Origin of the sequence: Emcibacter nanhaiensis (assembly GCF_006385175.1) — a bacterium.
Taxonomy (GTDB): Bacteria; Pseudomonadota; Alphaproteobacteria; order Sphingomonadales; family Emcibacteraceae; genus Emcibacter; species Emcibacter nanhaiensis.
Genome location: NZ_VFIY01000004.1, coordinates 87,419 through 111,759, shown reverse-complemented (window position 1 = coordinate 111,759; position 24,341 = coordinate 87,419). Strand labels below are relative to the sequence as shown.

Here is a 24,341-nt window from a genome sequence, read left to right as displayed (position 1 = left end):
TTAGCTTTCCAGCTGATCGCCGAGCGGCAGCTTGCGAATACGCTTGCCGGTGGCGGCGAAGATGGCGTTGCACAGCGCGGCGGTGACCGGCGGCACACCGGGCTCACCCACCCCGCGCGGCTTGTCGTCGCTGTCCACCAGATGCACGGTGACGTCCGGCGCCATGTCCATGCGGGTCAGCAGGTAATCATGGAAGTTGCTCTGGTCCACGGCGCCGCCAGTGGTGGTCACTTCCGAATAGAGCGCATGGGACAGGCCGAAGATCACCGCCCCTTCCATCTGGGCCTTGACCCGGTCCGGGTTGACATAACGACCGCAGTCGACGGCGATATCCACTTTCGGGATGCTGAGCCCCCCGTCCTTGACCGCCACTTCCATGGCCACGGCCACATGGGTCAGGAAGCTGTAGTGACAGGCAATGCCGAGGCCGTGCCCCTCGGGGACCTTACGGCCCCAGCCGATACCGTCGGCGGCCAGGTTCAGCACATTCTTCAGCCGGGCGGTCTCGAACGGATAATCCTTGCCGCTTTCGCCGTAATTGAATTTGGCCGGGAAGTCATCCACCGGCACCAGATGGTCCGGGGATAGATACTCCAGCAGGAACTCCTTCGGGTCCTGCCCGGCTGCATGAGCCAGTTCGTCAAGGAAGGAACCAATACCAAAACCGTGCGGGATATTGATGACCGAACGCAGCCAGCCGATGCGCAGGTTGGTCCTGGCCTTGCCGCAGGTCATGCGCGTGTTGGGGAAATTATAGGGCAGGTCTACCTGCCCCTGCCCCATTTCAAACGGGCTCGGCTGATCGGCTGCCGGATTGAAAATGGACAGGATGCTGGGGAACACCGTGTTATGGTCCCAGGCCGTAACCTTGCCGTCCTTGTCCAGCCCGCCTTTGAAGTGCTGGGCGCTGATGGCATGGAAATAATCATGGCGAATGTCATCCTCGCGGGTCCACACCACCTTGACCGGTTTGCCGGTCTTTTGCGACAGATAAGCCGCCTCGGCGCAGAAATCCGGCTTGGATTTACGTCCGAAAGCGCCGCCCAGCAGGGTCACATGCGCCGTGACCCTGGAGCGGTCCGGCATTGGCTGCCCCTTGTCATTGGTGGTCATATAGCCGAGGGTGGCGGCCACCACATCCTGCACCGACTGCGGGTCCTGAACACAGGCCCAGATTTCGGCGCCTTCCGCCGTGACACTGGCGAGCGCCGCCGGCGGCTCCATCGGCACATGGGCATAGTAAGGCATCTGGTAACTGGCTTCGATCACCCGGTCTGCCTCCCCCAGCGCCTTGTCCACATCACCTTCGGCCCGGCCGGTATAGACACCCGGCATTTTCGCCGTTTCCAGCAGTTGCTTGTGCAAATCGACACTGTCAGGATGGTCGGCGCCAGCATCCCACTCAATGTCCAGCGCCTCGCGCCCCTTCATGGCGGCCCAGGTGCTGTTGGCCAGCACGGCGACGCCGCCGACCGGGTTGAACATGGTCGGCACCGACACGGCCGGCATTTCGATCACGTCGATCACGCCCTTGACCTGGCGCGCCGCAGAGGCGTCAAACGACTTGACCTTGCCACCCTGCACCGGCGGGCGGGCAACCAGGGCATAGAGCATGCCGTCGATCTTCATATCCTGGCCGTACATGGCCCTGCCGGTCACCATGTCGCCAAGGTCGACGATCTTGACCGGCTTGCCGATATAGGTGAATTCCGCAGGCGACTTGAAGGTCAGTTCCTCAACCGCCGGCACCGGATCTTCCGCCGCCAGCACCGCGGCCTCGCCAAAGCCCATTTCTTTATTGCCATAAGTCAGCTTGTGCATGTCCACCTTGACGGCGCTGGCCTCCACGCCCCATTCCCGGGCCGCGGCCCGCTGCAGCATCAGGCGGGCCATGGCGCCCATTTCCCGCATTTTGACATAAAACCAGCGCACGGAGCGGGAACCATCGGTATTCTGGTCGCCAAGCCGCGCGTCGCCGTCGGCCTGAATCACTTTCACTTTGGCCCAGTCAGCGCCCAGTTCGTCGGCGACAATCTGCGGCAGGCCGGTCTTGCTGCCCTGGCCCATTTCCGAGCGATGGGCAGTGATCAAGACGGTGCCGTCCGGTTCAATGACCACAAACAGGTTGGGGGCGAGCGGCTGTTCCCGGCCGGACATGGCCCGGGCCATGTTAAAGCCGCCCATCTGGACCGTCAGCACCAGGCTGCCGGCGGCAGCCCCCTTGAGAATGGAACGTCGTGTAATCTGGTTCATTTGGACGCCTCCGTTGCTGATTTAATCGCTTTGCGGATGCGCTGGTAGGTGCCGCAACGGCACAGGTTGCCGTTCATATGGTCGACAATATCCTGGTCGCTCGGATTGGGATTGTCCCTGAGCAGGGTCGCGGCCTGCATGATCTGGCCGGACTGGCAATAGCCGCACTGGGGCACATCATGGTCGGCCCAGGCTTGCTGCAGCGGATGATCGCCGGTCTCTGACAGGCCCTCGATGGTGGTCACTTCCTCACCCTCCAGGTCTTCCATGAAAGTGAGGCAGCTGCGCACCGCCTCGCCCCCCACATGGACCGTGCAGGCGCCGCACTGGCCGACACCGCAGCCGAATTTAGTGCCGGTCAGTCCGGCCTCGTCCCTGAGATACCACAGAAGCGGCATGTCCCCGTCACCGTCATAGGTGCGGCTTTCGCCATTGAGCTTGAATTTGGTCATTTTTACCCATCCAGAATTGATATACCCGTTGCTGGTACGTCATAGCACAGCCCCCGGATTATTTGAACAGGTTATCGGCAAAAAAGTTTGCTACACTAACGTTTTTTTTGAGGCTGCAAATATCCGGCATATGAGGTCCACCCGGCGCACCATTTCAGAGCTCGCTCGGCTGTGGCTCGCCGCCGCCGCGCCGGGTATGGGCGCCCAGCAAAAACAAAGGAATCAGCATCAGCACCGCTGCCGAGGAGACACAGATAATCAGGGCGTAGCGGAGTGACAGGATACCGTAACTGTTATACAAAAAATCGCTGGCCAGCCCGATGGCAAAAGGACCAACCCCCTGCCCGATCACAAAGCCGACCATCATGGTGATCGCGGAACCAGTGGCGCGATGTTCCTCCGGCGCCACATCCTGGACCGTCGCCCACATGGCCCCGACCGGCATGGCCATAAAGAAGATCGCGAGCCCGACCAGCAACGATGCCGATGTCACGTTACCCGCGAAATAAACGCTGATTGACAGGGGGATGGCGATCAGGATGGTGCCGACGATAAAATAGTTGCGCCATTTTTTCTCCCGCCGCATGAGCCAGTCTGCCGCCAGGCCACCGCCGACGCTGCCCGCCAGCATGCCGATCCCCTGGGTCAAAGCGAGACTCACGCCAAGCTCGGCCCGGGTCACAGCAAAAGTGCGTTCGAAATAGGCCGGAATCCACTGGCCGACGCCAAACCCCAGAAAAATCACAGACGACATCAGCAGATTGACGCCGATAAAGATCGGCATCCGCACCAGTCTTTTGACGGCGGACAGCAGGTTTTCCGGCGGCTGGTCGCCAGGCAGGGACTCGGCCCGGGCCGGAAAAATCCCACCGGCCAACAGCATCACCAGCGCCAGGACAACCCCGGGCACCCCCATCAGGACAAAGGTCCAGCGCCAGCCCACCGCCGCTTCAACCACCCCGGTGACAAACAGCGCCAGCATGATTCCCACCGGACCGCCGGCGCTGAAGACCGCCAACGCCATGCTGTGCCGCTCGGCCGGAAACACCCGGGCCAGGGTGGCATGTCCCGCCGGCGCCACCCCGGCCTCACCGGCGCCGACCCCAAAGCGGGCGACAAGCATATGGAAGAAATTCTGGGCCACGCCGCACAGCGCCGTCATGGCGCTCCAGACCAGCAGCGACCCGACAAAGACCTTGCGCACACCCCTGGTGTCGGCGAAGCGGGCCATCACCAGGCCGAACAGGGCGTAAAAGGCGGAAAAGGCAAAACCGGTGACAATGCCGATCTCGGTATCGGACAGGTCCAGCTCCATCTTGACCGGCTGGATCAGCATGGCAAGGACAAAACGATCCACATAGCTGATCGCCATCGCCACGGTCAGCAAGGCCAGAATGATCCAGGCCTTGCGGCTGACCTTTACCGAAGCCCCTGAAGTTGCAGCAGACGTTTCCATACCCAATCCTCCCACGCAAGGTACAAACCTACACTCTGGCATGCAAGTATTCCAGTCAAAATATGACCGGCGTGTGGTCGCGAACGGCAGGGGCTGATCGCCATACAGAAAGGGCTCAGCAGAATATCCACTAAGCCCTTGAAATACATGGCGACTCCGGCAGGATTCGAACCTGCGACCTACTGATTAGAAGTCAGTTGCTCTATCCAGCTGAGCTACGGAGCCTTTATTCTGTTCTCTAGCCTTTGAAGGCAAACGCATCCGCGTAGGATTTGATGCGGGGCTTGCGCACATGGGGTTCGATCACCTCATAGTCAAGGCCGTTCTTTTCCGCATAGGCAATGGCATGCTCGCGGCTGTCAAATTTGAGCCTGACCTGGCCGTGCATGTCGCCGGATCCGGTCCAGCCCATCAGGGGGTCCAAATGCTTGTGCTGTTCCGGGCTGTATTCCAGCACCCATTTGCTGGTCTTGCGGGTTCCGGACTGCATGGCGTTCTTGGCCGGTTTGTATATGCGTACCGTCATTTTTTCACCTGTCACCGTTGGCTCAATCGTTCTCAGTTGTTTATCGCAAAGCCCCCTGAAGGGAAAGCAGAAAAATCGCCTGCGGCTTGTTTAATCGGGAAAAATTCGGAATTTTCAGAGAAGGATGGTCGGGGAGACAGGATTCGAACCTGCGACCCTCTGGTCCCAAACCAGATGCGCTACCAGACTGCGCCACTCCCCGGGTCATGGCGGGTTCATACTTGATCCCCATGCCAAGGGCAAGCTTTTTTACGGGTCGGAGCGTTTTTTACCGCCTGGGGAAAACCATCGGGGGGAAAGCCATCGGCGGAAAACCATCGGGCGGCAGGTTACTTCGCCGCAGAATGTGCGAAAGCCTCATGTCGGAGCCGGTCCCCGACCTTGATGCCAAGTTCGCGGGAAAGTCCGCCCCTGATTTCCAGAACCGCCAGCACCGGATAGCGCGACGGAATACGGGTCAGGGAAAGCGGTGTCGTTGAATGGGCAATATTGACGATTTTGCCACTTTCATCCACGAACAGCATATCAAGCGAGATGAAGGTGTTTTTCATCCACATGACCACCGGCGCCACCTCGTCAAACAAAAACAACATACCCTCGCTGTCAGCGAGCGCCTCTCGATACATCAGCCCCTGGGCCCGATGGGAGGGTGTCGCAGCCAGTTCCACCCGGAAGCCATGGCTCTCACCCCCGCCCTCAATTACAACCTCTGATTGTGTTTTTTGAACGGTTCCAAAATCCTGTCCCGCCACCTGCCCAATCGAACCGGCCCATAAAACAAGGACCAGAACAGGCAAGATCAGAACAGCTGCCACACCTTTGGCAAACCTCTTGTCTTTTCGTAATGCGACTGGAAAAATAGTTCTTGTCATCCGCCATCCCTTCACTGGCAGGATGTCAGAAAATTCCGGCAATTAAAAGGCAAGTTTGATCAGCTGAAGGATTTAATGGCCTTGACCATCAGACCACGGTCGCCTTCATCAATGGCGACCTGAACGGTCTGTCCCGGCACAAGGTGGTCCATACCGAAATGACGCAGGATTTCCATATGGATAAAGATGTCCTGACCACCGTCGCCGCGATTTACAAAACCGTAACCGCGCACCCGGTTGAACCATTTGACGGTCGCTTCAACAAACTCAAGCTCGCTGATATCGATATTTTCGTCAATGCGGGAGGCCGGGTTTTCGCTTTTTTCGACAGCCGTCGAAAGATCGTATTCGAGGATTTTTACGGCCTGACGACCCTTGGGGCGATCCGCAGAAAGACATTTGACCGTGGCGCCCTCTGGCAGGGAGCGACGTCCAAGTTCCTTCAAAATGGAAAAATGAACAAGGATATCACCCTTGTGATCGTTGGCATCGACAAAGCCGTAGCCCTTGACGGCGTCAAACCACTTAACAGCTCCGTCCACCTCTTCAAAAGGCTCCGAATTATTCTGGATCTTCTGAGCCTTTTTTTCCTCTATTTCCGCCCCGGCATGACTGTCAACATTTTCCAGTTCTACCTGCGCACCAACTGCAGCACCTGACTCCATTGTACCTACTTCCCGTGTATTCTTCCCCAAAAGGTAATTTGTACATTACTCTCAATTCAACGATCTAATAATAGCACGTATTCGAAGAAAGGCCAACCATAGGTTTAAAAATATTACAAACCCCTAAAGAAAAGGCAGGATTGTAAAAACCCTGCCTAATGTTTGATTTTTCAATTGTTTTGCGGATCTTTTAGTCCCGCATATACATCAGTGATGTTCACCCTCAACGTTGAGCTCGGCTTTGCTATGATGGGTAATCATGCCGGTTTCATACATGTGATTGGTATAGGGGATGAGCAGATAGATTACCGCCATCAGCCCGACAATGGACATCACAATCGTATAGGGCAGCGCCATGATCACCATCCGTACATAGGACAGGCGGATCAGCGGCGCCAGAGCAGAGGTCAGCAGGAACAGGAATGCGGCCTGACCGTTCGGGGTTGCGACACTGGGGATATTGGTCCCGGTATTGATTGCCACCGCCATCAGGTCAAAGACATCACGCTCGATCAGGCCATGCAGCAACGCATTGCGGACCTCGGTGATATAGACCGTCGCCACGAACACATTGTCGCTGATCGCCGACAGAACGCCGTTGGCGACATAGAAGCCGGCAATTTTATGGGTGCCTTCAAGGCTGAGCACATAGTCAATAACCGGTTTGAACAGTTCCTGGTCGTTGATCACGGAGACGATGGCGAAGAAGACCACCAGCAGCGCGGTAAAGGGCAGCCCCTCTTCAAAGGCCTTGCCGATCTGATGCTCTTCGGTGACACCGTTGAATGCGGTCAGCAATACGATGACGGACAGGCCGATCAGGCCCACTGTTGCCAGGTGGAACATCAGGCCGATCACCAGCCACAGGGCGACAATCCCCTGTACAATCAGCGCGGCCTTTTCGGCGTTGCTGCGTTTCGCGGACTGTTCCGCATCATAATCCTGGAGAATATGACGTACTTTTTCCGGCAGAGTGGCGCCATAGCCGAACATCCCTGTTTTCTCCAGCAGGAAGCAGGTCATCAGGCCGCACACCAGGACCGGCATGGTCACCGGCGCCATGCGAATGGCAAACTCGACAAAGTTCCAGCCGGCAACACCACCGATGATCAGGTTCTGGGGCTCACCCACCAGGGTGCAGACGCCCCCCAGCGCCGTACCGACAGCAGCATGCATCATCAGGCTGCGCAGGAAGGAACGGAACTGTTCAAGGTCGGAACGGTGGAGCTCTTCCACGGACTCATCAGAAGAATGATCATGTTCGTGATGAAAATGTTTGCCTGACGCCACCTTATGGAAGATGGCGTAAAAACCAACGGCCACAGTAATCACCACGGCGGTCACCGTCAGGGCGTCGAGAAAGGCCGACAGAACAGCCGCAACGAAGGAAAACAGCAGCGAAAGGGTAACCTTGGAACGAACCTTGAGCAGGATTTTGGTGAAGGTGAACAGCAGCAGGTTCTGCATAAAATAGATACCGGCCACCATGAAGACCAGAAGCAGGATCACTTCGAGACCGTGCCTGACTTCATAAAAAACACCACCCGGAGTGGTCAACCTCATGAACAAGGCTTCAAGCGCCAGCAGCCCCCCCGGCAGCAGCGGATAGCATTTCAAGGCCATCGCCAGGGTGAAAATAAATTCAAGCACCAGGATCCAACCGACCACATAAGGTCCGGTTTCATGACCGAGCACCGCATACAAAAATGGATTAAGCATTAAAAAACCGAGAATGGTCAGCTTGTACCATTCCGGGGAATGGCCCATAAAATTTTTGACCAGACCTTGCGTGAGGGTTCTTACCATCTGACTTACTACACCTTCCAAAGATTTATCCAATTTTCCCTGATCAGGAAAGGCTCCGCTCTTACATACTGATACAAGCCCCCCAAGATCAAGCGAAACCGGAAAAAATCGGTATGGATTCGCCATTTGCACGGTGCAAAAAGGCTGGACATCACTTTTGTGATCGATTAAGGCAGGCAGAATGATCGACAAACTCTATCAGAAAGCCATTCTCAGTCAGGCCGCCCGGGCAACGGGCCATGGCCGCCCGGCAGATTCGGATATCAGTTATACGCTGCAAAATCCCCTTTGCGGCGACCGCATTACCGTGCATCTGAGCCTGGAGAATAACCGGATTTCGTCGATGGGCCATGAAACCAAAGCCTGCGTGCTGTGCCAGGCCAATGCCGCCCTGTTGGCGGAAACGGCACCGGGAGAGACCGTGGAAAGTCTCGAACAGGTGCAGTCTCTCCTGCTGGAAGGCCTTGAGAGCGACGCCCTGGAAAATGTCGATTGGCCGGCGGAAAAATGGCAACAACTGTCAATTTTCTCGCCGGTGGCGGAACATAAAAACCGCTACAGGTGCGTGACCCTGCCCTTCGAGGCCCTGATCCGGGCCATGTCCGGGGAAACCGATGATTGAGGGTTAGCATTTCAGGCCTTTGACCACCAGAAAATCCAGCGACCAGCACCCCGCTCCCTTCGCGACGAGCAGGAGCAGCGCTGCCGCCCATAAACTATGATCAGGCCAGAGGTACGGGAAGACAAACAGCTGGATCACCAGCGTCATACCCAGCATGGCGAGGGCGGACAGGCGAGTAAACAGCCCCAGGGCCAGAAGGACCGGTAACGTCAGTTCTGCCAGCAGGGCCAGGTGAGCGGCAATCCGGGGAGCAAGAAACGGCAGGGCATAGTCATTTTCAAACAGGATGTAGGTGAAGTCGGACACCGACCAGTTCAAACTGGCCACCGCCCACATTTGCTGCAGGGAAAAATTCGACACGTCTGCATCGATGGTTATCTTGGTCATGCCGGAGCGCCAGAAAATACCCGCCATTCCCAGCCGGGCCAGCAAAAGTAGCAGGGGCGCCGGAATCTTTTCGAACATTTCCGTAATCCGGTGCCATTTCTGAACAGGCACCCGCTGTCCCAGTGTCATGTTATTATCCTTCCATTGGAAATTTCCGTTATCAGTCGTGACGTGAAAATCAGGCCCAGCGCCTCCGGCAGCCTGAAATCAGCCTTTTCCTCACAAATTTTCTCAACCGCCTGGCCCAGGCTGTGCCCGGCCTTGAGCAACCGGACAAAATCAAACACGTCCTGTTCAACGCTGATGGCTTCCACATGCCATTCCGGGCGATAGAGGAGGATATGATCGGGGCCGTCATCCAGATCGACTTCCTGCACAACAGCCCCCTCATGCCTGTTGGCTTGCCAGATGCGGCGCAACGGGTAGCGGCTGGAGACCAGGGACAGGGACGGCAGAAAAGTAAAATAGAGGTCCCCGGGCGAGGTCATCTCCATTCCGGACAGCTCCGCCGGACCGAGCGGAACCGCATTGCGACTATGCAGGGCCCGGTTCCAGGCGTTTTCCAGTCGGGCCATGTCCTGCAGATAGCCGTAGTCCTCAAGCTCCTCGATACCGGCGATAAAATCCGGCAAATGCTCTCCGTATTCAGCCAGCACCGGGGACTCCGGCGGACAACTCTTGATGTAGCGACGCGCCAATTGCCTGAAAAAAGCCGGCCCCACCAACCGGCACAGCACGGGAAAATTATCCGCCAGCGCCGCCTCCAGCGTGATCCGGCAGTTATTATAGTGAATCATCAGTCGTTCGTCCGCATGCCGGCCCTGGTTCCGGACATGCCGTTCGAGCGGGGCCGCCGCCCCCTCCAGGAGGAAGTTTTTGAATTTTGCCTGAAGCCGCGCCAGTTTCATTGTGCGGCTTCCCGCCCGGCCAGGGCATTCTCCGCCCGGCCCGCTTCCTGCAGCAAGGTCATCAGCGACGGGATATTGCAGTCCCACTCGACAAGGGTCGGCCGTGCGCCGATACAGTCCAGCGCCAGGTCATAGAGCTGCCATACCCTGCCGCAGACATTGCTGCCGTGATCATCGATCCGGATAATCCGGTCCTGCCACTTCTTTTCCGCATGGCCGGCCAGGTGATATTCGCCGACATGGCGCGGCGTGATCTGCCTGATATATGCCGCGGCGTCGCCGCCGCAATTCCAGCAACTGACGTAAATATTGTTGATATCCAGCAGCAGCCCGCAGCCGGTTCTTCTGCAAACCTCGTTCAGAAATTCCGGTTCTGATATTTTGCTCAGATTATACTCAAGGTAGGTGGAGGGATTTTCCACCAGAATAGGGCGTCCCAGGGTTTCCTGCAGGTGATCAATATTGCGGCAGATGATGTCCAGCGCCTCTTCCGTATAAGGCAGCGGCAGAAGGTCATTCAGGAATTTGCCGTCAACGGTGCTGAAGGAAACATGCTCCGACACCAGGTCGGGCCGGTAACGGTCCACCGCTCGCCGCACGCGCTCAACATGATCCGGGTCGAGCCCTGCGGCACTTCCCAGGGAAAGACCGACGCCATGCATGGACAGCGGATAACGCTCCCTGATCCACTCCAGGAAATAATGGGCAAGCCCCCCTTCCCCCATGTAATTTTCCGTATGGACCTCGAACCAGCCGACATCGGGCCGGGTATCAAGGATTTCCTCAAAATGACAGGATTTGAGCCCGATCCCGGCCGAAGCCGGGACCGGCATGTCCACCAAGTGAGGGTTGGACGCGGACATGATGCTGTTCATGGGGATCCGTCCGCCGGGTTATTTTTTCGGTGACGTGCTGCCGCCGACCAGTTTTTCACAGGTTCCTTTGGGCAGTAATATCCAGGCATCGCCCTGGCCGTCGACTTTTGAGGTCCCCGCGCAGGAACTGGTCGCTGTCTGGCAATCGTTCTTGCCGGCCTTGACGACGCCATAGCATTTTTCGGTTTTATTTTCGCCGGCCTGTGCCGATGACGTGGATCCCGCCATGGCAACTGCCGCCATCAGCGCCGACGCCAGCAGGGTGGATGTAGTTTTAACGGTGGTCTTGTTCATTCTCTTTCCTTCTTCAATGAGCGATTTTCAGGGAGCCGCAGGAAAACTTTTTTCCCCGGAACTCCCGGGCAAACCGGTACATCCTGTTTCCCACAATTGCCGTGAAGAGGAAAATCACAGTTCATCACATTCCCTGTGAAATTTTGTGAACTGCCGTGAAGTCAGCCGACGTGAGCATACTCAAGGGCGCAGACCAGTCCCTCGGCAATCCATATCTTGAGATATTCCGCCGCCTTCATGGGGGCCATGTCCCCGTGATAGCTCCCCAGAAGTCCGCATAGGACCGGGAAGTCCGCCCCCCGGCGCGCCCGCGCCAGGACCTCTGCTTCATCTCTCTCCAGAGAGCGGAAGTAGCTCACCATCTCACTACGCCACTGAATGACTGCAGTGGGGGTGTCATTTTTCTCCGGATGGATAGCCTCCGGTTCTCCGCCCTCATTCATCCGGTTTATCGCTGACCACAGAACGGGGACATTCCAGTCGAAATAATTCAGGTTCAGGGACGGATGAAACTCAAACCTCAGAGTGGTCCAGGCGCCGGGGTCGAGGGTGCCAACCTCTTCTACCGTGACCGGCGATATGTCCGGCGCATCAAAGGCGTCGATAAAGGTCCATTCGAACCTGGCCATCTCGGCCAGGAAAGGCTGCCCGCTGAAGGCCCCTTCCTGCAGATACTCCGCCAGCCGTTGACCGAAAAATCGCAGAGAGGGATGTTGCGACGGAAATGCCGCAATATACCCGTTGCACAGATCATGAAACTGGTCGTCGCCCAGCAGGCTGTGCAGGACCGGATAATCCTTTTCCAAAGTCTCGCGCAGCCTGGCGCCATAGGCATAGGCATAAATGGCGAGGCGTTTTTCCGGCGTGATCCGTCCGCCCTCGGCGATTTCCGGCAGTAATTCCTCTGCTCTTTCCATCACCGCGCTTTTGAACATTTTCTGCAGATCCGCCAGAGACGTCATGACAGCACCTCCGCCCCGATGGCCCGGGCCATGTCCAGTTCCGCCAGCAAGTCGGCCAGCGGCGGGATATTGTCGTCCCGTTCAATCATGGTCGACACCGGTCCGAACAGCTCCAGCGCCTTTCGGTACAGGTTCCAAACATCCCCCGGCACATCCTGGTCGTGGGTGTCCACAATATAGTCGCCGTTATTCTGATGACCGGCCAGATGGAACTGCCGCACCCTGTCGGCCGGCATTGCTTTTAAATAGTCTATGGGATCGAATTCGTGATTAAAGGCGCTGACGAAGATATTATTGATATCAAGCAGAATCAGGCAATCAGCCCGATTGGCCAGTTCCGCCAGGAACTCCCACTCCGTCATGTCCGACTTCTTGTATGTCAGGTAGCTGGACACATTTTCCAGCAGGATACGGCGACCGAGAAAATCCTGCACCTGATTGATACGCGCCGCCACATGGTCCAGGGCATCTTCGCTGTAGGGCAGCGGCATCAGGTCATGCAGATTATGCCCGCCCTGTCCGGTCCAGCATAAATGATCAGAGATCCAGTGGGGATCGATGCGATCAGCCAGCTTTTTCAGGTCCCGCAGATAGTCCAGATCAAGAGGATCGGTGCCACCGATAGACAGGGAAACCCCGTGCATGACCAGCGGATATCGTTCCGCGATCCGGTCCAGGTAATAGAGAGGCTTGCCCCCCGGCACCATATAGTTTTCCGAGATGATCTCGAACCAGTCAACGTGATTTTCCACGGCCGGTCCGCCGGACAGAATCTCCTCGTAATGATCCGTCCGCAGCCCTAATCCATATCCCAGAAAATGTTCTTGTGTCATGGTATCCATAAAAATAGCGGCCCCTGTGAAGCCGCTATTTTACGTCTTTAAAATATTCGCGGAACGATTATTTTTCGACCTTGCCGCCGATTTTCTGGCAGGCTTCTTCAGACATGACGACAAAGCCCTGCCCCTTGCAGGCAGCGTGGCCCTTGCAGGCGTTATTTGCCGTTTTACAGTCATTGTGGCCTTTGCAGGCGTTCACGCCGTGACATTTTACTTTCGCACCCTCGCCGGCGGTTGCCGTGGCAGGAGCAGCGGCAAAGAAACCGGCTGCAGCCACGGCCATGGCCAGCCCGGCTGTTTTCATAGTTGTGCTCATTAGTAAGTCCTTTTCTGATGTTGATGCATATACTTGTTTGTTAGCCATCAACACATAACAAAAGCACCCAGGCGGATACAGTCACAGCCGTTCACAACTTTGTGTAAACGACTAGTGCGCTCTGTCCTGTTCCGGCAGTCCGTAAAAAAAGGGGCTCAGGATATCGCGAAGTTCCCCGCTCTCATACAGGCGCGCGACAACCGCATCAAACTGTTTCAGAAACCGGCGGTTTTCAGGCGTATCGACACAGGCAAACCTTTCAGGAGCCGTGAAGACAGGCTTCTTCTCGTCAAATATCAACTGGTCCATTTCCTCAGCAGTTGCCACGAGCGGCAGATCAGGAAAATACGACAAAATAGCTTCCACACGACCGAATAGCAGCAGGTTGAGATTCTGGCGTTCGGTTTCCACACCAACAAGGCTGGCGGCCTTGTCCAGGCCGGTAAAATCATATCCGTACCCATTGACAATCCCCACTCTCAGGCCGTCAATTCCCCTGAGCGGTTCGCCATTATCCTTTTTCAGAGTGACCAGATGGCCCAACGCCTGGTTGAAGGGGACGGTAAAAATAAAGCCTTGGCCCTCCGGCGCCCTGTAATCCGGGAACAAACAGGCCCCGTGCGATTTTTCGAATTCCCGCATCAGGCGGTTTCCGGGATAAGCCTTCAAAATGATGTTCAGACCTGTTTCCCGGCTCACCCTGTCCAGCAGGGTATTATATTTCGATCCTTTTGAATTGCCGATCAGCCCCTCAATATCCAGGCTGTAGATAACAATTGAGCCCTTATCTTCCGCCCGGACGGAAGAGCTGGCAATAACTCCGGCAAGTAATATGAGGAAAATCCTGAAAACGGTGGCTATAGGCATAAAAATCTCTGACAAACTCTTCCATATCCCATGAAAAGTAAACAACTACCCAGAAATGCAGCCCTGATTTTTTCTTATAATAACGCATTCGATATTGCTTTTGGAAGACCTAAAGTAGGCCGGAATAATAGTTGCGACCAAAAATTAAAAATGCATAATTAATAATAATTCTTATTTACATTATCAGAAATCGCTGTATATTGAGACTCACCAACAGGAACTGGCGATACTCAGTGGGGAGCATCCCTGATATTGCCGCGGCGGACGCTTCTTTTTTGGTCTTTTTAGAATCTTCCGCCGTCCTCCGGTTGGTACATATACCCTATGAATACCCTGACCTGGCATATGCCCAATCCACCCATCCAAACCCAACATATGCCAGGTCCCTCCCCCCCCTTTTACACAGTGACCGCTACGGGAATTTTCCCTGTATTATTCATTAGATATTGCTTTTGTAGTCATTTTGCTAATAATCAAATTTACTCTTTATTAACTATAAACAGGGAACAACCCAAAGGACCCCCGCTATGGAAGAAAATGTAGAACAAGTGCAAAAAACAGTGATGGAAAATATGGATACCATCATGTTTTATGTTGAAACCTACGGACTGAATGTCCTGTTTGCCCTGTTGACCCTGATCGTCGGTTGGATCATCGCCAACTGGGCCCGCAACGGGACGAGGAAACTGCTCAGCAAGAGCGAAAAAGTCGACGCAACCCTGACTTCCTTTTTTGCCAGCCTGGTCCGCTATGTCATCCTGATCTTCACCTTGATCGCGGTCCTGGGCCGGTTCGGCGTGGAAACCGCCAGCCTGATCGCCATCCTCGGTGCCGCCTCCCTCGCCATCGGCCTGGCTTTGCAGGGCACGCTCAGCAATGTGGCCGCCGGCGTCATGCTGCTGATCTTCCGACCGTTCAAGGTCGGGGACTTTATCGAAGCTGCCGGCCATGCAGGATCCGTTAAAAATCTCGGCCTGTTTGTGACCGAAATGGCCACCGGTGACAATATCCAGATTGTTGTTCCCAACAGCGCCATCTGGGGCTCTTCCATCAAGAATTACAGCCACCATACCAACCGTCGTGTGGACCTGGTCATCGGCATCGGCTATGACGACAATATCGATGACGCCATGAAGGCGATCGGCGAGGTCCTTGATGCCGACGAGCGCGTGCTGAAGGATCCCGAGGCCGCCATGTTTGTCGGCGAACTTGGCGACAGTTCCGTCAATATTATTGTCCGGGCCTGGGCGGCCAACGCCAACTACTGGCCGGTGAAATTCGCCCTGACCAAAAACATCAAGCACAAGCTGGATGAAAAAGGCATCAATATCCCCTATCCGCAGATGGATATGCATGTCATTTCCATGCCGAGCCAGGGCTAAAAACCACTATTTCAAATAGCGTTAAGCCGTTCGTCGCCAATTTCCAACGGCTTATCGCAAACAGATACCAATTGTATAATTTCCCCTGTATCCCGGATGATGAGAACAACCTAAGGACATCATCCAGGGACAGGGGATTGACATGAATTGGACAGAGAAAAGCCTGAAAAACCCGGCCGTCGTTGCCGTTATCGTGGCCATTATCTTTCTTTTCGGCGCCTTCAGCATCAGCAAACTGCCGGTCCAGCTGTTCCCCAATATCGAATACCCCCAGGTTTCCATCTGGACGCCCTGGCGGGCGGCCTCCCCCACCGAAGTGGAGTCTGAAATCACCGAGCCCCTTGAGGATATTCTCCAGGGCATTCCCGGGCTCGAGGAACTGAATGTCTATTCCAACCAGGGCGGCGCCTGGGCCAACCTTCAGTTCGGCATTTCCACCAATATGGACAAAACCCTGCTGGATGTTATCAGCCGGCTCAACCGCATGCCCCCCCTGCCCGCCGATGCGGACCAGCCCGTCCTGAACATGGGCGGCGGTCAGGACAGCGACCGGCTGATTTATTATTTCATCCAGAAACTGCCGGGTAACTCGAATGATGTCGAGGACTATATGCAGTATGTCAACGACACTATTATCCCGCGGATTGAATCGCTGGAAGGCGTGGCCAGGGTCGACAATGAAACCAATATGCCAGAGGAAGAGGTCCAGATCATTTTCGACCCCTTCAAGGCGGCGCAGCTGAATATCCAGATCCCCCGCGTGGCCCAGCTTGCCGGCCAGTCCCGTGATGTGTCCGGCGGCACCATCGAGGAAGGCCGCAAGCGCTATACCCTGAGGTTCCAGGGCCGCTATACACCGGAATATCTCAGCAACATGATCCTGGACTGGCGCGACGGCACCCCGATCCGCCTGGGCGATATCGCCGACATCAAGGTCCAGCGCGGCACACTGACCGACGTGGGCATCCAGAACGGCAACCCGGCCCTGTCGCTGAATATTTTCAAGGAGCCGGGTGCCAATACCCTGGCCACCATCGAGCGGGTCAATGCTCTGGCGGACGAACTGAATGAAACCATCCTGAAGGAAAAGGGCCTGACCATGCAGAAGTCCTTCGATCCTTCCGTTTTCATCAAACGGGCGATCGGACTGCTCAGCTCCAACCTTCTGATCGGTGTGGCTTTTGCCGTCGGCATCCTGTGGTGGTTCCTGCGCCAGACCCGGGCCACCTTCATTATCGCCACCACGATCCCGGTCTGCCTGCTCGCCACTTTCATCGTCCTGCAACTGACCGGCCGCAGCCTCAATGTGATTTCCCTGGCCGGTCTTGCCTTCGCCACCGGTATGGTGCTTGACGCCGCCATCGTGGTGATGGAAAACATCTGCCGTCTCCGGGAAAAGGGCCTCAAGGATACCGACGCCTGCCAGGTAGGCGCCCAGCAGGTCTGGGGCGCGCTGCTGGCTTCCACGGCGACAACCGTGGCGATCTTTATCCCGGTGCTGTTCCTCGAGGATGTTGAAGGACAGCTGTTTGCCGACCTGGCCCTGACCATTGCCATTGCCGTCAGCTTCTCGCTGGTGGTGGCGGTGACGATTCTGCCCGTCGCCAACAAGCACTTCATGCACGGCAAGATGCCGGAAGACCGCAACAAGGCCACCTGGAAGCGCATTTCCGCCGGCATCATGAAAGTCACCAATACGCCGAGAAAACGCTATGGCTGGATTTTCGGCCTGATCGGCCTGTCGCTCCTCAGCAGCTGGCTGATGTTCCCGAAAATGGACTATCTGCCGCCGGTGAAACGCGACGCCGTGGACATGTTCCTGCAGATTCCTCCCGGCACATCGTCCGACGTGTTGCGCAACGAAATCACCGCCACCATTGTCGAACGGCTTGATCCCTATATGAAAGGCGAAAAACAGCCGGCCCTCAAGAACTATTACATCCTGACCTGGAACGGCGGACAGGGCGGCACCATCGGCATCCGCGCCAAGGACCAAGGCATGGTTAAGGAACTGGAAAAAGTCGTCAAAGAGGAAATCACCGCCGGCCTGCCCGATGTCCAGGCCTTTGGCGGCCAGGGTAACCTGTTCGGCGGCTTTGGCGGCAACGGCAGCATCGAAATTAATGTCCAGTCTTCGGATGAAGAGGTTCTCGCGAAAGCGTCCGCCAGGGTCACGGAGTTGATCCGCGAGGTCATGCCCGAGGCCATGGTCCGGGCCCAGCAATCCGGCGAACAGACCCAGCCGCAGCTGATTATCACCCCTAACGACCGCCGCATCCAGGAAGCCGGCTGGAGCCGAAATGAAGTAGCCCGGGTGGTCCAGACCCTCGGCAGCGGCCTCTATGTTGGTGAATATTTCGACGGCGACAAACGGATGAACATCATCCTGAAAACCGCGCCCGGCGAAAATGGCGAAGATATTGCCGCCATTCCGCTGGCCACCACTAGCGGCGGCATCATGCAGCTTGGCGAACTGGCCAATGTGGAGGCCACTGTCGGCCCGCAGTTTATCAAACGCACCAACGGCCGCCGGACCATGAGCATCGACGTGGTGCCGCCCAAAGGCATGGCGCTGCAGGAAGCGCTGGAAATCATCAGGGAAAAAGTCGAGCCCGCCGCCCGGGAAGCCCTGGGTGAGGAAGGCAGCATCATTTACGGTGGTAGCGCCAACCAGCTCAAACAGGCCGTCAACAGCCTCGGCACCAACTTCCTGCTCGCTTTCGGCCTGCTGTTCCTGATCCTGGCCGCCCTGTTCAAGTCACCGAAAGACGCGGCGCTGGTGGTGATCTCCATCCCGCTGGCCACCGTTGGCGGCGTGGCTGCCATCCGGCTGCTGAACCTGATAACCTTCCAGCCGCTGGACCTGCTGACCATGATCGGTTTCATCATCCTGCTCGGCCTGGTGGTCAATAACGCCATCCTGCTGGTGGTACAGACCCGCAAGGCGGAAAGTGAAGGCTCAGAGCGTTCCGAAGCCGTGCAAACCGCCCTTGAACTGCGCATGCGGCCGATCCTGATGAGCACCCTGACCAGCATTGTCGGCATGCTGCCGCTGCTGATGTTCCCGGGTGAAGGCAGCGCCATTTACCGCGGCCTCGCCGCCAGCATTGTCGGCGGCATGACGGTCAGCACCATCTTTACCCTGTTGCTGATGCCGAGCCTGCTGCAGCTGGGCCGTAGCAACCTGCGCCCGAAGATTGTGGTCAGCAACCGGACTTACGCACAAGAAGACGATAAAATGATAGGAGTGGGAGAATGACCCTTTCTGCGGTTCTCCATAATGGAATAAATAAATTTACCCGTGCGAGCGGAAAAGCCGGCCTGCTGTTGCTGCTGGCCCTGCCCGTCGCCGCGCCAATGGGCGCACAGGCCCAGGACATGCCGAAACCGCGGGTGGTCGTGGAGAAAGTGGTCAGCACCGAAATGGCGCCGACCCTGACGGTGCCGGGCAGCGTCATCAGCATGCATGATTCCCGCCTGGCGGCAGAAACCTCCGCCACGGTGGACTGGGTCGCGGAAGTGGGCACCCAGGTCAAACAGGGTGATCCCGTCGCCCGCCTGAACACCCGGCTGCTGACCCTTGACCTCACCAACCGGGAAGCGGATATCAAAAGCGCCGAAGCCCAGATCACCTTCCGGCAGAAGGAAGTCGCCCGCCTCGCAACCCTGCTGAAAAGGGACAATATATCCGAAGCCCGCTATGACGAAGCCGTCTCCGCCCTCGACGTGCTCAAGCAACAGCTGGAACAGGCCAAGGCGGAACGGGACCGGACCAAATACCTGCTGGACAAAAGCGTGATCCGGGCCCCGGTCCCGGGCTGGGTGGTCGAACGCTTTATCTCGGTCGGTGAATATGTCTCCGCCGGCAGCGAAGTGGTGCGCCTGGTCGACACCAAGGAGACGGAAATCACCGCCCAGGCTCCCCTCGCCCTGGTGAAAGGACTGAAAGCCGGCATGAATATCACCGTGACAAACGGGACCGAGCGCATCGCCACCCCGATCCGCGCCATCATCCCGGTTGGCGACAATGTCAGCCGCATGGTGGAAATCCGTCTGGAAATCCCTGAAAACTTGTGGATAATAGGGTCTGCCGTCAGGGTTAACCTGCCGAAGGATCTGCCCCGCACGGTCACGGCCATCCCGAGGGATGCCCTGATCGTCCGCGCCGGCCGCAATTATGTGTTCCGGGTCAATGATGAGGGCAAGTCGGAAAATGTCGCCGTCAATACCGGCGCCGTTGAAGACAATCTGATCGAGGTGCAGGGTAACCTGAAGGCCGGTGACAGGGTCATCATCCGTGGCGGTGAAACCCTGAGGGCAGGACAGGATGTGGAGGTGGTCTCCGGCAGCGACCTGTCCTGAAGTAACGTTGAACAGGGACTTGAGATCGTTTGAAGACTAAACTCAGGAATATCATCCAGTATAAGGAAAGCATTTTCTGGCTGTTGCAGGTCACCGGCTGGATTGCTTTCTGCGCCATCCGCACCCTGAACGGCTACGCCCACGGCCGGGATCCGGAATATTTCTATGCCACCCTGTTCGGCACCCTCGGCGGTTTTATCATCACCCTGGGGCTGCGCTATATTTACCAGAAACTGCGGCAGGTCTCGCCGCCGCCGGTGACCATGCTGCTGTCGGTGACCACCGCCGTGGTGATTGGTTCACTGATCTTTTCCACGGTCGAGGTCTGGACTTACGTGCAGACTTACGAGCCGGACTGGAACCCGCGCGGCTGGGAATTCCTGTCCAACGCGCTCTATGACGTATTCGTGCTGCTGACCTGGACCGGGCTTTATTTTATCATCAACAACCAGATCGAACTGCAGGAACAGCGGGAAAAATACCTGCAGGCCATGGCTCAGGCCCATCAGGCTCAGCTCAAGATGCTGCGCTATCAGCTGAACCCGCATTTCCTGTTCAACACCCTCAACGCCATCTCCACGCTGGTGCTGGACAAACAGACCAAGGAAGCCAACAATATGCTGTCCAAGCTCAGTGCCTTTTTGCGGTTCAGCCTGGTCAGCCAGCCCATGCAGAAAATGACGGTGGACGAGGAGCTCTATGCCCTGTGGCTCTATCTCGATATCGAGAAAGTGCGCTTCCAGGACCGGCTCGAGCTGGATTTCGAGGTCTCTGAACAGGCCAAGCTCGCCATGATCCCGAGCCTGCTGTTGCAGCCGCTGGTCGAGAACGCCATCAAATACGCCATCGCGCCGCTGGAAGACGGCGGCAGGATCACGCTCCGCGCCACGGTCGAGGATGACAAGCTGGTCATCGTGCTGTCCGACAACGGCCCGGGCCTCGCCGTGCACAAGGAAATTCCCATGACCTCCAGCGGCGTCGGCATTGCCAATACCCGTAACCGGCTGGAACAGCTTTATCCCGATGACCATGAACTGACCATCGGCTCCAATTCGCCCAAGGGGCTGAAAATAACCATAAAAATTCCCTACGAAGTCAAAGAGGAAAAATTGCCTGAGGTTGCAGAATGACAAAAAAGATAAGAACCCTGCTGGTAGACGACGAACCCCTGGCCCTGCGCGGGTTGCAGATCCGTCTCGAGGAATTCGACGATATAGAAATCATCGGCACCTGCGCCAACGGCCGCGAGGCCATCAAGGCCATTAAAACCGAAAAACCGGACCTGGTGTTCCTCGACATCCAGATGCCGGGCTTTGACGGTTTCGCCGTGGTCAAAAGCCTGATCCGCGAGGAACTGCCGCTGATTGTGTTTGTCACCGCCTATGACAATTACGCCATCCAGGCCTTTGAATCCCACGCGCTCGATTATTTGCTGAAACCGGTGGAGGAAGACCGGCTCGCGCAAAGTATCCAGCGGGTGCGCGAACAACTGCAGGAACGGCTCGCCATCGAGCAGAATGCGCGCCTGGTGGACCTGATGCGCTCTATGGACGAGCCGCCGGAAGAGCTCAGCGAAATCATCAACAATACCGAGCTCAGCGCCTCCTCCCCCTTTGAAAGCCACCTCAGCATCAAGGACCGGGGCCAGATCACCCGGGTGGATGTCAGCACCATCGACTGGATCGACGCCGCCGGCGACTATATGTGCCTGCATGCGGAGGGCAAGACCCATATCCTGCGCGAAACCATGAAGAATATGGTCAAGAGGCTCAACCCTGAGATATTCCAGCGGGTCCATCGCTCCACCATCATCAATCTCAACAAGGTCAAGGAACTGCGCCCGACCTCCGGCGGGAAATATGAGATCGTGCTCGACGGCGGCGCCGAGCTGCAGGTCAGCCGCAATTACCGGGATGTGATTGCACGGTTCCTCTAAGCCCTAATACTCCAGCACCACCGTGCTCTTGGCCGCTTTTTTCACGTCCTTCTCGGTAAAGGGCAGCGGCTTGTAGCGGAAGTTTTCATAAAGCTTCATCTGGTCGTTGAAGTGCCTGTCCTCGGTACCGTCAGGGGCGATGAAGCCCGATTGCCCCGGGGCCACCACATCCTTTGACGTGATGCCCTTGTCGGTCATCACCACCACATTATTTTCCGAACCGCGGTTGAGGTTGATATAAGCGGCCTTGGCGTGTTCGGGCGTGGTCTGGGGAATGCCGTAGAAGTTATAGCCGCGGAAAATCTGCCTGGCGACCGGCAGCAGCCACTGGTCCACATCGCCGCCGAAGCGGTTGCTGAGCGCGCTGCGGGTCTCGGTCAGCGCCTTGCGGATCAGGACGTCCTTGTCCTCGCCGTTGAAGAAATCATAGACTTGCGGCACCCCGGCTGCTGTCCCCTGCAGCGCATTATAGAGCACCCGGGCGCCGGGCGAGACATTGACCGAGGCAGTCATGGGCTCGGTGGCGTATCCCGGCGAGGCATAGAAATAGAAGAATTTGTCGCCCACGTCATCCTTGAGGGTCTTTTCCAGCATCAGGGTCAGCCACTGGTGCATGATGGCGTTGGCCGGGCTGTCGTAATAGCCGTCCCGGTCGTCATCGGTCCATTGCTTGTCCCAGTCGGCGAGCAGCCTGACCAGGCGTTTTTCCGGCGCACCGTCGGGCAGCGACGCCACCGCGCGCTCGAGGTGCGGCAGGAAGAAACGAACATTCACATCGGCGAAGGAACCAGCGAGATTGACCTTCTCCACATCCTTGACGGTGAGCTTGTCCTTGGCCTCCAGTTCCCGCATGAGCGCATTGACCCGGTCTGCTTTGGTCCAGATGAAATACCAGGGATCGGCATTGTCCCAGTCGTCGGACGGCTTGTTGTTCCAGTTGACGATATAGCCGGTGTCAGGATTATAGACCTGGGCATTGCTGGAGAAAGGTTTCATGCCCTGCCATTCCATGTCGCCGGTGCCACTGGCCGGCAGGCGCGGATCCTGGCCCGCGGGACGCTCCGGATAGTGGCCGCCGATGGCGTAACCGATGTTGCCGGCCTGGTCGAGGAAGTACCAGTTCACCGACACAGCGCAGCGCGCCGCCGCCTCCATGAAGCTTTCCCAGTCGGTCGCGGTATTTTCATCGACGAAGGCCATCAGGGTGGCGAGCTCCCTGCCCTCCCAGGTGCGCTTGCGGGTGTAGGCGACGCCCTCGGCCACAGACATCTGCTCCACCGCGCCGTGCACGCTGCTCCAGACCTCAATGGTTACCGGCGCCCCGCCTTTGACTTTGATCACCTCGAGCCGCTTGTCCATGGGCTTATAGACGCCGTCGAACAGATATTCGCGGGGATTGGCGGGATTGAGCTTTTCCGCATAGATATCGACCGTGTCGCCCATGCCGGCGGTGCTGCCCCAGCTGATCTTGTCGTTGCGGCCGAAAAAGACCGCGGGCGAGGCAAAATAGGCATTGCCGACCAGGTCATAGCCGGCGCCATGCAGGCCGACGTTATAGACATAGGACGGGGTGATCCAGCCGAACTGCGGTCCGTTAAGGAGCACGCCGTTGACGCCTTTGGCTTTCTTTTTGCCGACCACCCAGATATTGCTGGCCGAGGGATAGCCGGCAGGACCACTGAGGCCTGTGGCGGCCAGTTCTTTTGCCCGGTAGGCCTCGGCCTCCTCTTCTGTGCCGTCAAAATAGCTGCCGTCGCGGTCGAGCAACAGCCTCTGTTTGCTGGAGCCCTGAAGCCCTGCGAGATAGGTCGGCATTTCACGCGTTTCAGCAACTTTCCCTGCGTTCCGGCCCGGCACCGTGGTCGGTGCGGTGGGGTCATTGATCCAGTTGGTCTGGTTGAAAATCTGCCAGCCCGTCTCCTTGCCGTGGCGGGCGATCAGGTCATTGAGGTAGGCCAGATTCTCAAGCTCGGTATTGAAATCGGAAAAGCGATGGGCGATGGCGCCGACAAACACCATGGCCACATCCTCTGCGGTCCACTTTGACGGCGTGAAGCCATACTCGCTATATTCCCGGGGCAGCCATTTTTCCGGGGCTTTCTCGACCTCTTTGATCCAGGCGTTCATGCCCGCGGCATAGCCGTCAAGGATATCGCGGCGTTCCTTGGGCAGGGCCGCAACCTGGGCCTTGATCGAACGCAGGTCATAGGAGGCGCGGATTTTCTTGTCGAAGGAGAGATAGTCCGGCCCCAGCACCTCCGCCACCGTGCCCATGGCCGAGCGGCGGATCATCTCGATCTGGAACAGCCGGTCCTGGGCCACCGCATAGCCATAGCCGTAAAACAGCCCATAAGTTTCGTCGGCATAAATGTGCGGCACACCATAGCCGTCGCGAATGATCTTGACAGAGCCGCTGTCGGCAGCGTGGGCGACAACGGGGGCAGCGCCCAGTGCAACAGTCAGCGCAACGGTGGACAGGATTTTTTTCATGACGGCTCTCCCTATATTTTAGGTTTAAAGTTTAAACCTTCAGGAGGCGGAAAGGCAAGTGCCGGAAAGTA

General features: G+C 57.1%; 22 protein-coding genes and 2 tRNA genes. 6 read left to right on the top strand and 18 right to left on the bottom strand.

Going from position 1 to position 24,341, the window contains the following annotated elements; genetic code table 11:
• The 9 genes from FIV46_RS00910 to nhaB form a co-directional block, all read right to left on the bottom strand.
• The gene (locus tag FIV46_RS00910; RefSeq protein ID WP_139937920.1) at positions 1 to 2,253 is read right to left on the bottom strand and encodes a xanthine dehydrogenase family protein molybdopterin-binding subunit; all 2,253 of its coding nucleotides are present in this window, start codon (positions 2,251 to 2,253) and stop codon (positions 1 to 3) included.
• Positions 2,250 to 2,705, bottom strand: coding sequence for a (2Fe-2S)-binding protein (locus FIV46_RS00905; protein WP_139937919.1), 456 nt, complete (start codon positions 2,703 to 2,705; stop codon positions 2,250 to 2,252). The genes FIV46_RS00910 and FIV46_RS00905 overlap by 4 nt, the downstream gene beginning before the upstream one ends.
• 154 nt (positions 2,706 to 2,859) lie before the next feature.
• Positions 2,860 to 4,161 carry a spinster family MFS transporter gene (locus tag FIV46_RS00900; protein WP_181163000.1) on the bottom strand — a complete coding sequence of 434 codons (1,302 nt, stop codon included), beginning with the start codon at positions 4,159 to 4,161 and terminating at the stop codon, positions 2,860 to 2,862.
• Positions 4,162 to 4,309: 148 nt separating this feature from the next.
• Positions 4,310 to 4,386 (bottom strand) — tRNA-Arg (locus tag FIV46_RS00895).
• 13 nt (positions 4,387 to 4,399) lie between these two features.
• On the bottom strand, positions 4,400 to 4,687 hold the full coding sequence (locus tag FIV46_RS00890; RefSeq protein ID WP_139937917.1) for an ETC complex I subunit: 288 nt from the start codon (positions 4,685 to 4,687) through the stop codon (positions 4,400 to 4,402).
• A gap of 125 nt (positions 4,688 to 4,812) precedes the next feature.
• Positions 4,813 to 4,889, bottom strand: a tRNA-Pro gene (locus tag FIV46_RS00885).
• 127 nt (positions 4,890 to 5,016) lie between these two features.
• The gene (locus FIV46_RS00880; RefSeq protein WP_139937916.1) at positions 5,017 to 5,559 is read right to left on the bottom strand and encodes a DUF192 domain-containing protein; all 543 of its coding nucleotides are present in this window, start codon (positions 5,557 to 5,559) and stop codon (positions 5,017 to 5,019) included.
• 59 nt (positions 5,560 to 5,618) lie between these two features.
• Positions 5,619 to 6,224: a cold-shock protein gene (locus FIV46_RS00875; RefSeq protein ID WP_139937915.1), complete on the bottom strand. Its 606-nt coding sequence runs from the start codon at positions 6,222 to 6,224 to the stop codon at positions 5,619 to 5,621.
• A gap of 207 nt (positions 6,225 to 6,431) precedes the next feature.
• Positions 6,432 to 8,030: a sodium/proton antiporter NhaB gene (gene nhaB, locus FIV46_RS00870; protein ID WP_139937914.1), complete on the bottom strand. Its 1,599-nt coding sequence runs from the start codon at positions 8,028 to 8,030 to the stop codon at positions 6,432 to 6,434.
• 181 nt (positions 8,031 to 8,211) lie between these two features.
• Between nhaB and FIV46_RS00865 the strand changes: the two genes are divergently transcribed.
• Positions 8,212 to 8,652: an iron-sulfur cluster assembly scaffold protein gene (locus tag FIV46_RS00865; RefSeq protein WP_139937913.1), complete on the top strand. Its 441-nt coding sequence runs from the start codon at positions 8,212 to 8,214 to the stop codon at positions 8,650 to 8,652.
• Positions 8,653 to 8,655: 3 nt separating this feature from the next.
• Here the strand turns inward: FIV46_RS00865 and FIV46_RS00860 are convergent, their stop codons facing one another.
• The 8 genes from FIV46_RS00860 to FIV46_RS00825 form a co-directional block, all read right to left on the bottom strand.
• Entirely contained in the window at positions 8,656 to 9,168 is a 513-nt protein-coding gene (locus FIV46_RS00860; protein ID WP_139937912.1) for a DoxX family protein, read from the bottom strand.
• Positions 9,165 to 9,947, bottom strand: coding sequence for an HvfC/BufC N-terminal domain-containing protein (locus FIV46_RS00855; protein ID WP_139937911.1), 783 nt, complete (start codon positions 9,945 to 9,947; stop codon positions 9,165 to 9,167). The genes FIV46_RS00860 and FIV46_RS00855 overlap by 4 nt, the downstream gene beginning before the upstream one ends.
• Positions 9,944 to 10,822, bottom strand: coding sequence for an MNIO family bufferin maturase (gene bufB, locus FIV46_RS00850; protein ID WP_219845812.1), 879 nt, complete (start codon positions 10,820 to 10,822; stop codon positions 9,944 to 9,946). Before bufB (FIV46_RS00850) ends, FIV46_RS00855 begins: the two co-directional genes overlap by 4 nt.
• Positions 10,823 to 10,840: 18 nt before the next feature.
• Positions 10,841 to 11,116: a BufA1 family periplasmic bufferin-type metallophore gene (locus FIV46_RS00845; protein ID WP_139937910.1), complete on the bottom strand. Its 276-nt coding sequence runs from the start codon at positions 11,114 to 11,116 to the stop codon at positions 10,841 to 10,843.
• Between the two features lie 161 nt (positions 11,117 to 11,277).
• Complete coding sequence (locus FIV46_RS00840; protein ID WP_139937909.1) at positions 11,278 to 12,078, bottom strand: HvfC/BufC N-terminal domain-containing protein; 801 nt, start codon at positions 12,076 to 12,078, stop codon at positions 11,278 to 11,280.
• Positions 12,075 to 12,920: an MNIO family bufferin maturase gene (bufB, locus tag FIV46_RS00835; protein WP_139937908.1), complete on the bottom strand. Its 846-nt coding sequence runs from the start codon at positions 12,918 to 12,920 to the stop codon at positions 12,075 to 12,077. The genes FIV46_RS00840 and bufB (FIV46_RS00835) overlap by 4 nt, the downstream gene beginning before the upstream one ends.
• 58 nt (positions 12,921 to 12,978) lie before the next feature.
• Complete coding sequence (gene bufA2, locus FIV46_RS00830; protein ID WP_139937907.1) at positions 12,979 to 13,233, bottom strand: BufA2 family periplasmic bufferin-type metallophore; 255 nt, start codon at positions 13,231 to 13,233, stop codon at positions 12,979 to 12,981.
• Between the two features lie 111 nt (positions 13,234 to 13,344).
• Entirely contained in the window at positions 13,345 to 14,100 is a 756-nt protein-coding gene (locus FIV46_RS00825) for a substrate-binding periplasmic protein (RefSeq protein ID WP_139937906.1), read from the bottom strand.
• 527 nt (positions 14,101 to 14,627) lie between these two features.
• On the opposite strand from FIV46_RS00825, the gene FIV46_RS00820 reads away from it, so the two are divergent.
• From FIV46_RS00820 to FIV46_RS00800, 5 genes are all read left to right on the top strand, one after another.
• Positions 14,628 to 15,482 carry a mechanosensitive ion channel family protein gene (locus FIV46_RS00820; protein ID WP_219845811.1) on the top strand — a complete coding sequence of 285 codons (855 nt, stop codon included), beginning with the start codon at positions 14,628 to 14,630 and terminating at the stop codon, positions 15,480 to 15,482.
• A 142-nt stretch (positions 15,483 to 15,624) separates the two neighbouring features.
• Positions 15,625 to 18,741, top strand: a complete 3,117-nt coding sequence (locus tag FIV46_RS00815) for an efflux RND transporter permease subunit (RefSeq protein WP_139937905.1) — start codon at positions 15,625 to 15,627, stop codon at positions 18,739 to 18,741.
• The gene (locus FIV46_RS00810; RefSeq protein ID WP_139937904.1) at positions 18,738 to 19,844 is read left to right on the top strand and encodes an efflux RND transporter periplasmic adaptor subunit; all 1,107 of its coding nucleotides are present in this window, start codon (positions 18,738 to 18,740) and stop codon (positions 19,842 to 19,844) included. The genes FIV46_RS00815 and FIV46_RS00810 overlap by 4 nt, the downstream gene beginning before the upstream one ends.
• Before the next feature lie 29 nt (positions 19,845 to 19,873).
• On the top strand, positions 19,874 to 20,974 hold the full coding sequence (locus tag FIV46_RS00805; protein ID WP_139937903.1) for a sensor histidine kinase: 1,101 nt from the start codon (positions 19,874 to 19,876) through the stop codon (positions 20,972 to 20,974).
• A complete protein-coding gene (locus FIV46_RS00800) occupies positions 20,971 to 21,780 on the top strand; it encodes a LytR/AlgR family response regulator transcription factor (RefSeq protein ID WP_139937902.1) in 810 nt (269 codons plus the stop codon). Before FIV46_RS00805 ends, FIV46_RS00800 begins: the two co-directional genes overlap by 4 nt.
• A 3-nt stretch (positions 21,781 to 21,783) precedes the next feature.
• Here FIV46_RS00800 and FIV46_RS00795 read toward each other — a convergent pair whose 3' ends face one another.
• A complete protein-coding gene (locus FIV46_RS00795) occupies positions 21,784 to 24,270 on the bottom strand; it encodes a penicillin acylase family protein (protein ID WP_139937901.1) in 2,487 nt (828 codons plus the stop codon).
• Positions 24,271 to 24,341: the final 71 nt, after the last annotated feature.

Excerpts from the sequence above, each read along its gene's own strand:
- FIV46_RS00910 (WP_139937920.1), bottom strand. The coding sequence starts at position 2,253 with ATGAACCAGATTACACGACGTTCCATTCTCAAGGGGGCTGCCGCCGGC.
- FIV46_RS00905 (WP_139937919.1), bottom strand. The coding sequence starts at position 2,705 with ATGACCAAATTCAAGCTCAATGGCGAAAGCCGCACCTATGACGGTGAC.
- FIV46_RS00900 (WP_181163000.1), bottom strand. The coding sequence starts at position 4,161 with ATGGAAACGTCTGCTGCAACTTCAGGGGCTTCGGTAAAGGTCAGCCGC.
- FIV46_RS00890 (WP_139937917.1), bottom strand. The coding sequence starts at position 4,687 with ATGACGGTACGCATATACAAACCGGCCAAGAACGCCATGCAGTCCGGA.
- FIV46_RS00880 (WP_139937916.1), bottom strand. The coding sequence starts at position 5,559 with ATGACAAGAACTATTTTTCCAGTCGCATTACGAAAAGACAAGAGGTTT.
- FIV46_RS00875 (WP_139937915.1), bottom strand. The coding sequence starts at position 6,224 with ATGGAGTCAGGTGCTGCAGTTGGTGCGCAGGTAGAACTGGAAAATGTT.
- nhaB (WP_139937914.1), bottom strand. The coding sequence starts at position 8,030 with ATGGTAAGAACCCTCACGCAAGGTCTGGTCAAAAATTTTATGGGCCAT.
- FIV46_RS00865 (WP_139937913.1), top strand. The coding sequence starts at position 8,212 with ATGATCGACAAACTCTATCAGAAAGCCATTCTCAGTCAGGCCGCCCGG.
- FIV46_RS00860 (WP_139937912.1), bottom strand. The coding sequence starts at position 9,168 with ATGACACTGGGACAGCGGGTGCCTGTTCAGAAATGGCACCGGATTACG.
- FIV46_RS00855 (WP_139937911.1), bottom strand. The coding sequence starts at position 9,947 with ATGAAACTGGCGCGGCTTCAGGCAAAATTCAAAAACTTCCTCCTGGAG.
- bufB (WP_219845812.1), bottom strand. The coding sequence starts at position 10,822 with ATGAACAGCATCATGTCCGCGTCCAACCCTCACTTGGTGGACATGCCG.
- FIV46_RS00845 (WP_139937910.1), bottom strand. The coding sequence starts at position 11,116 with ATGAACAAGACCACCGTTAAAACTACATCCACCCTGCTGGCGTCGGCG.
- FIV46_RS00840 (WP_139937909.1), bottom strand. The coding sequence starts at position 12,078 with ATGACGTCTCTGGCGGATCTGCAGAAAATGTTCAAAAGCGCGGTGATG.
- bufB (WP_139937908.1), bottom strand. The coding sequence starts at position 12,920 with ATGGATACCATGACACAAGAACATTTTCTGGGATATGGATTAGGGCTG.
- bufA2 (WP_139937907.1), bottom strand. The coding sequence starts at position 13,233 with ATGAGCACAACTATGAAAACAGCCGGGCTGGCCATGGCCGTGGCTGCA.
- FIV46_RS00825 (WP_139937906.1), bottom strand. The coding sequence starts at position 14,100 with ATGCCTATAGCCACCGTTTTCAGGATTTTCCTCATATTACTTGCCGGA.
- FIV46_RS00820 (WP_219845811.1), top strand. The coding sequence starts at position 14,628 with ATGGAAGAAAATGTAGAACAAGTGCAAAAAACAGTGATGGAAAATATG.
- FIV46_RS00815 (WP_139937905.1), top strand. The coding sequence starts at position 15,625 with ATGAATTGGACAGAGAAAAGCCTGAAAAACCCGGCCGTCGTTGCCGTT.
- FIV46_RS00810 (WP_139937904.1), top strand. The coding sequence starts at position 18,738 with ATGACCCTTTCTGCGGTTCTCCATAATGGAATAAATAAATTTACCCGT.
- FIV46_RS00800 (WP_139937902.1), top strand. The coding sequence starts at position 20,971 with ATGACAAAAAAGATAAGAACCCTGCTGGTAGACGACGAACCCCTGGCC.
- FIV46_RS00795 (WP_139937901.1), bottom strand. The coding sequence starts at position 24,270 with ATGAAAAAAATCCTGTCCACCGTTGCGCTGACTGTTGCACTGGGCGCT.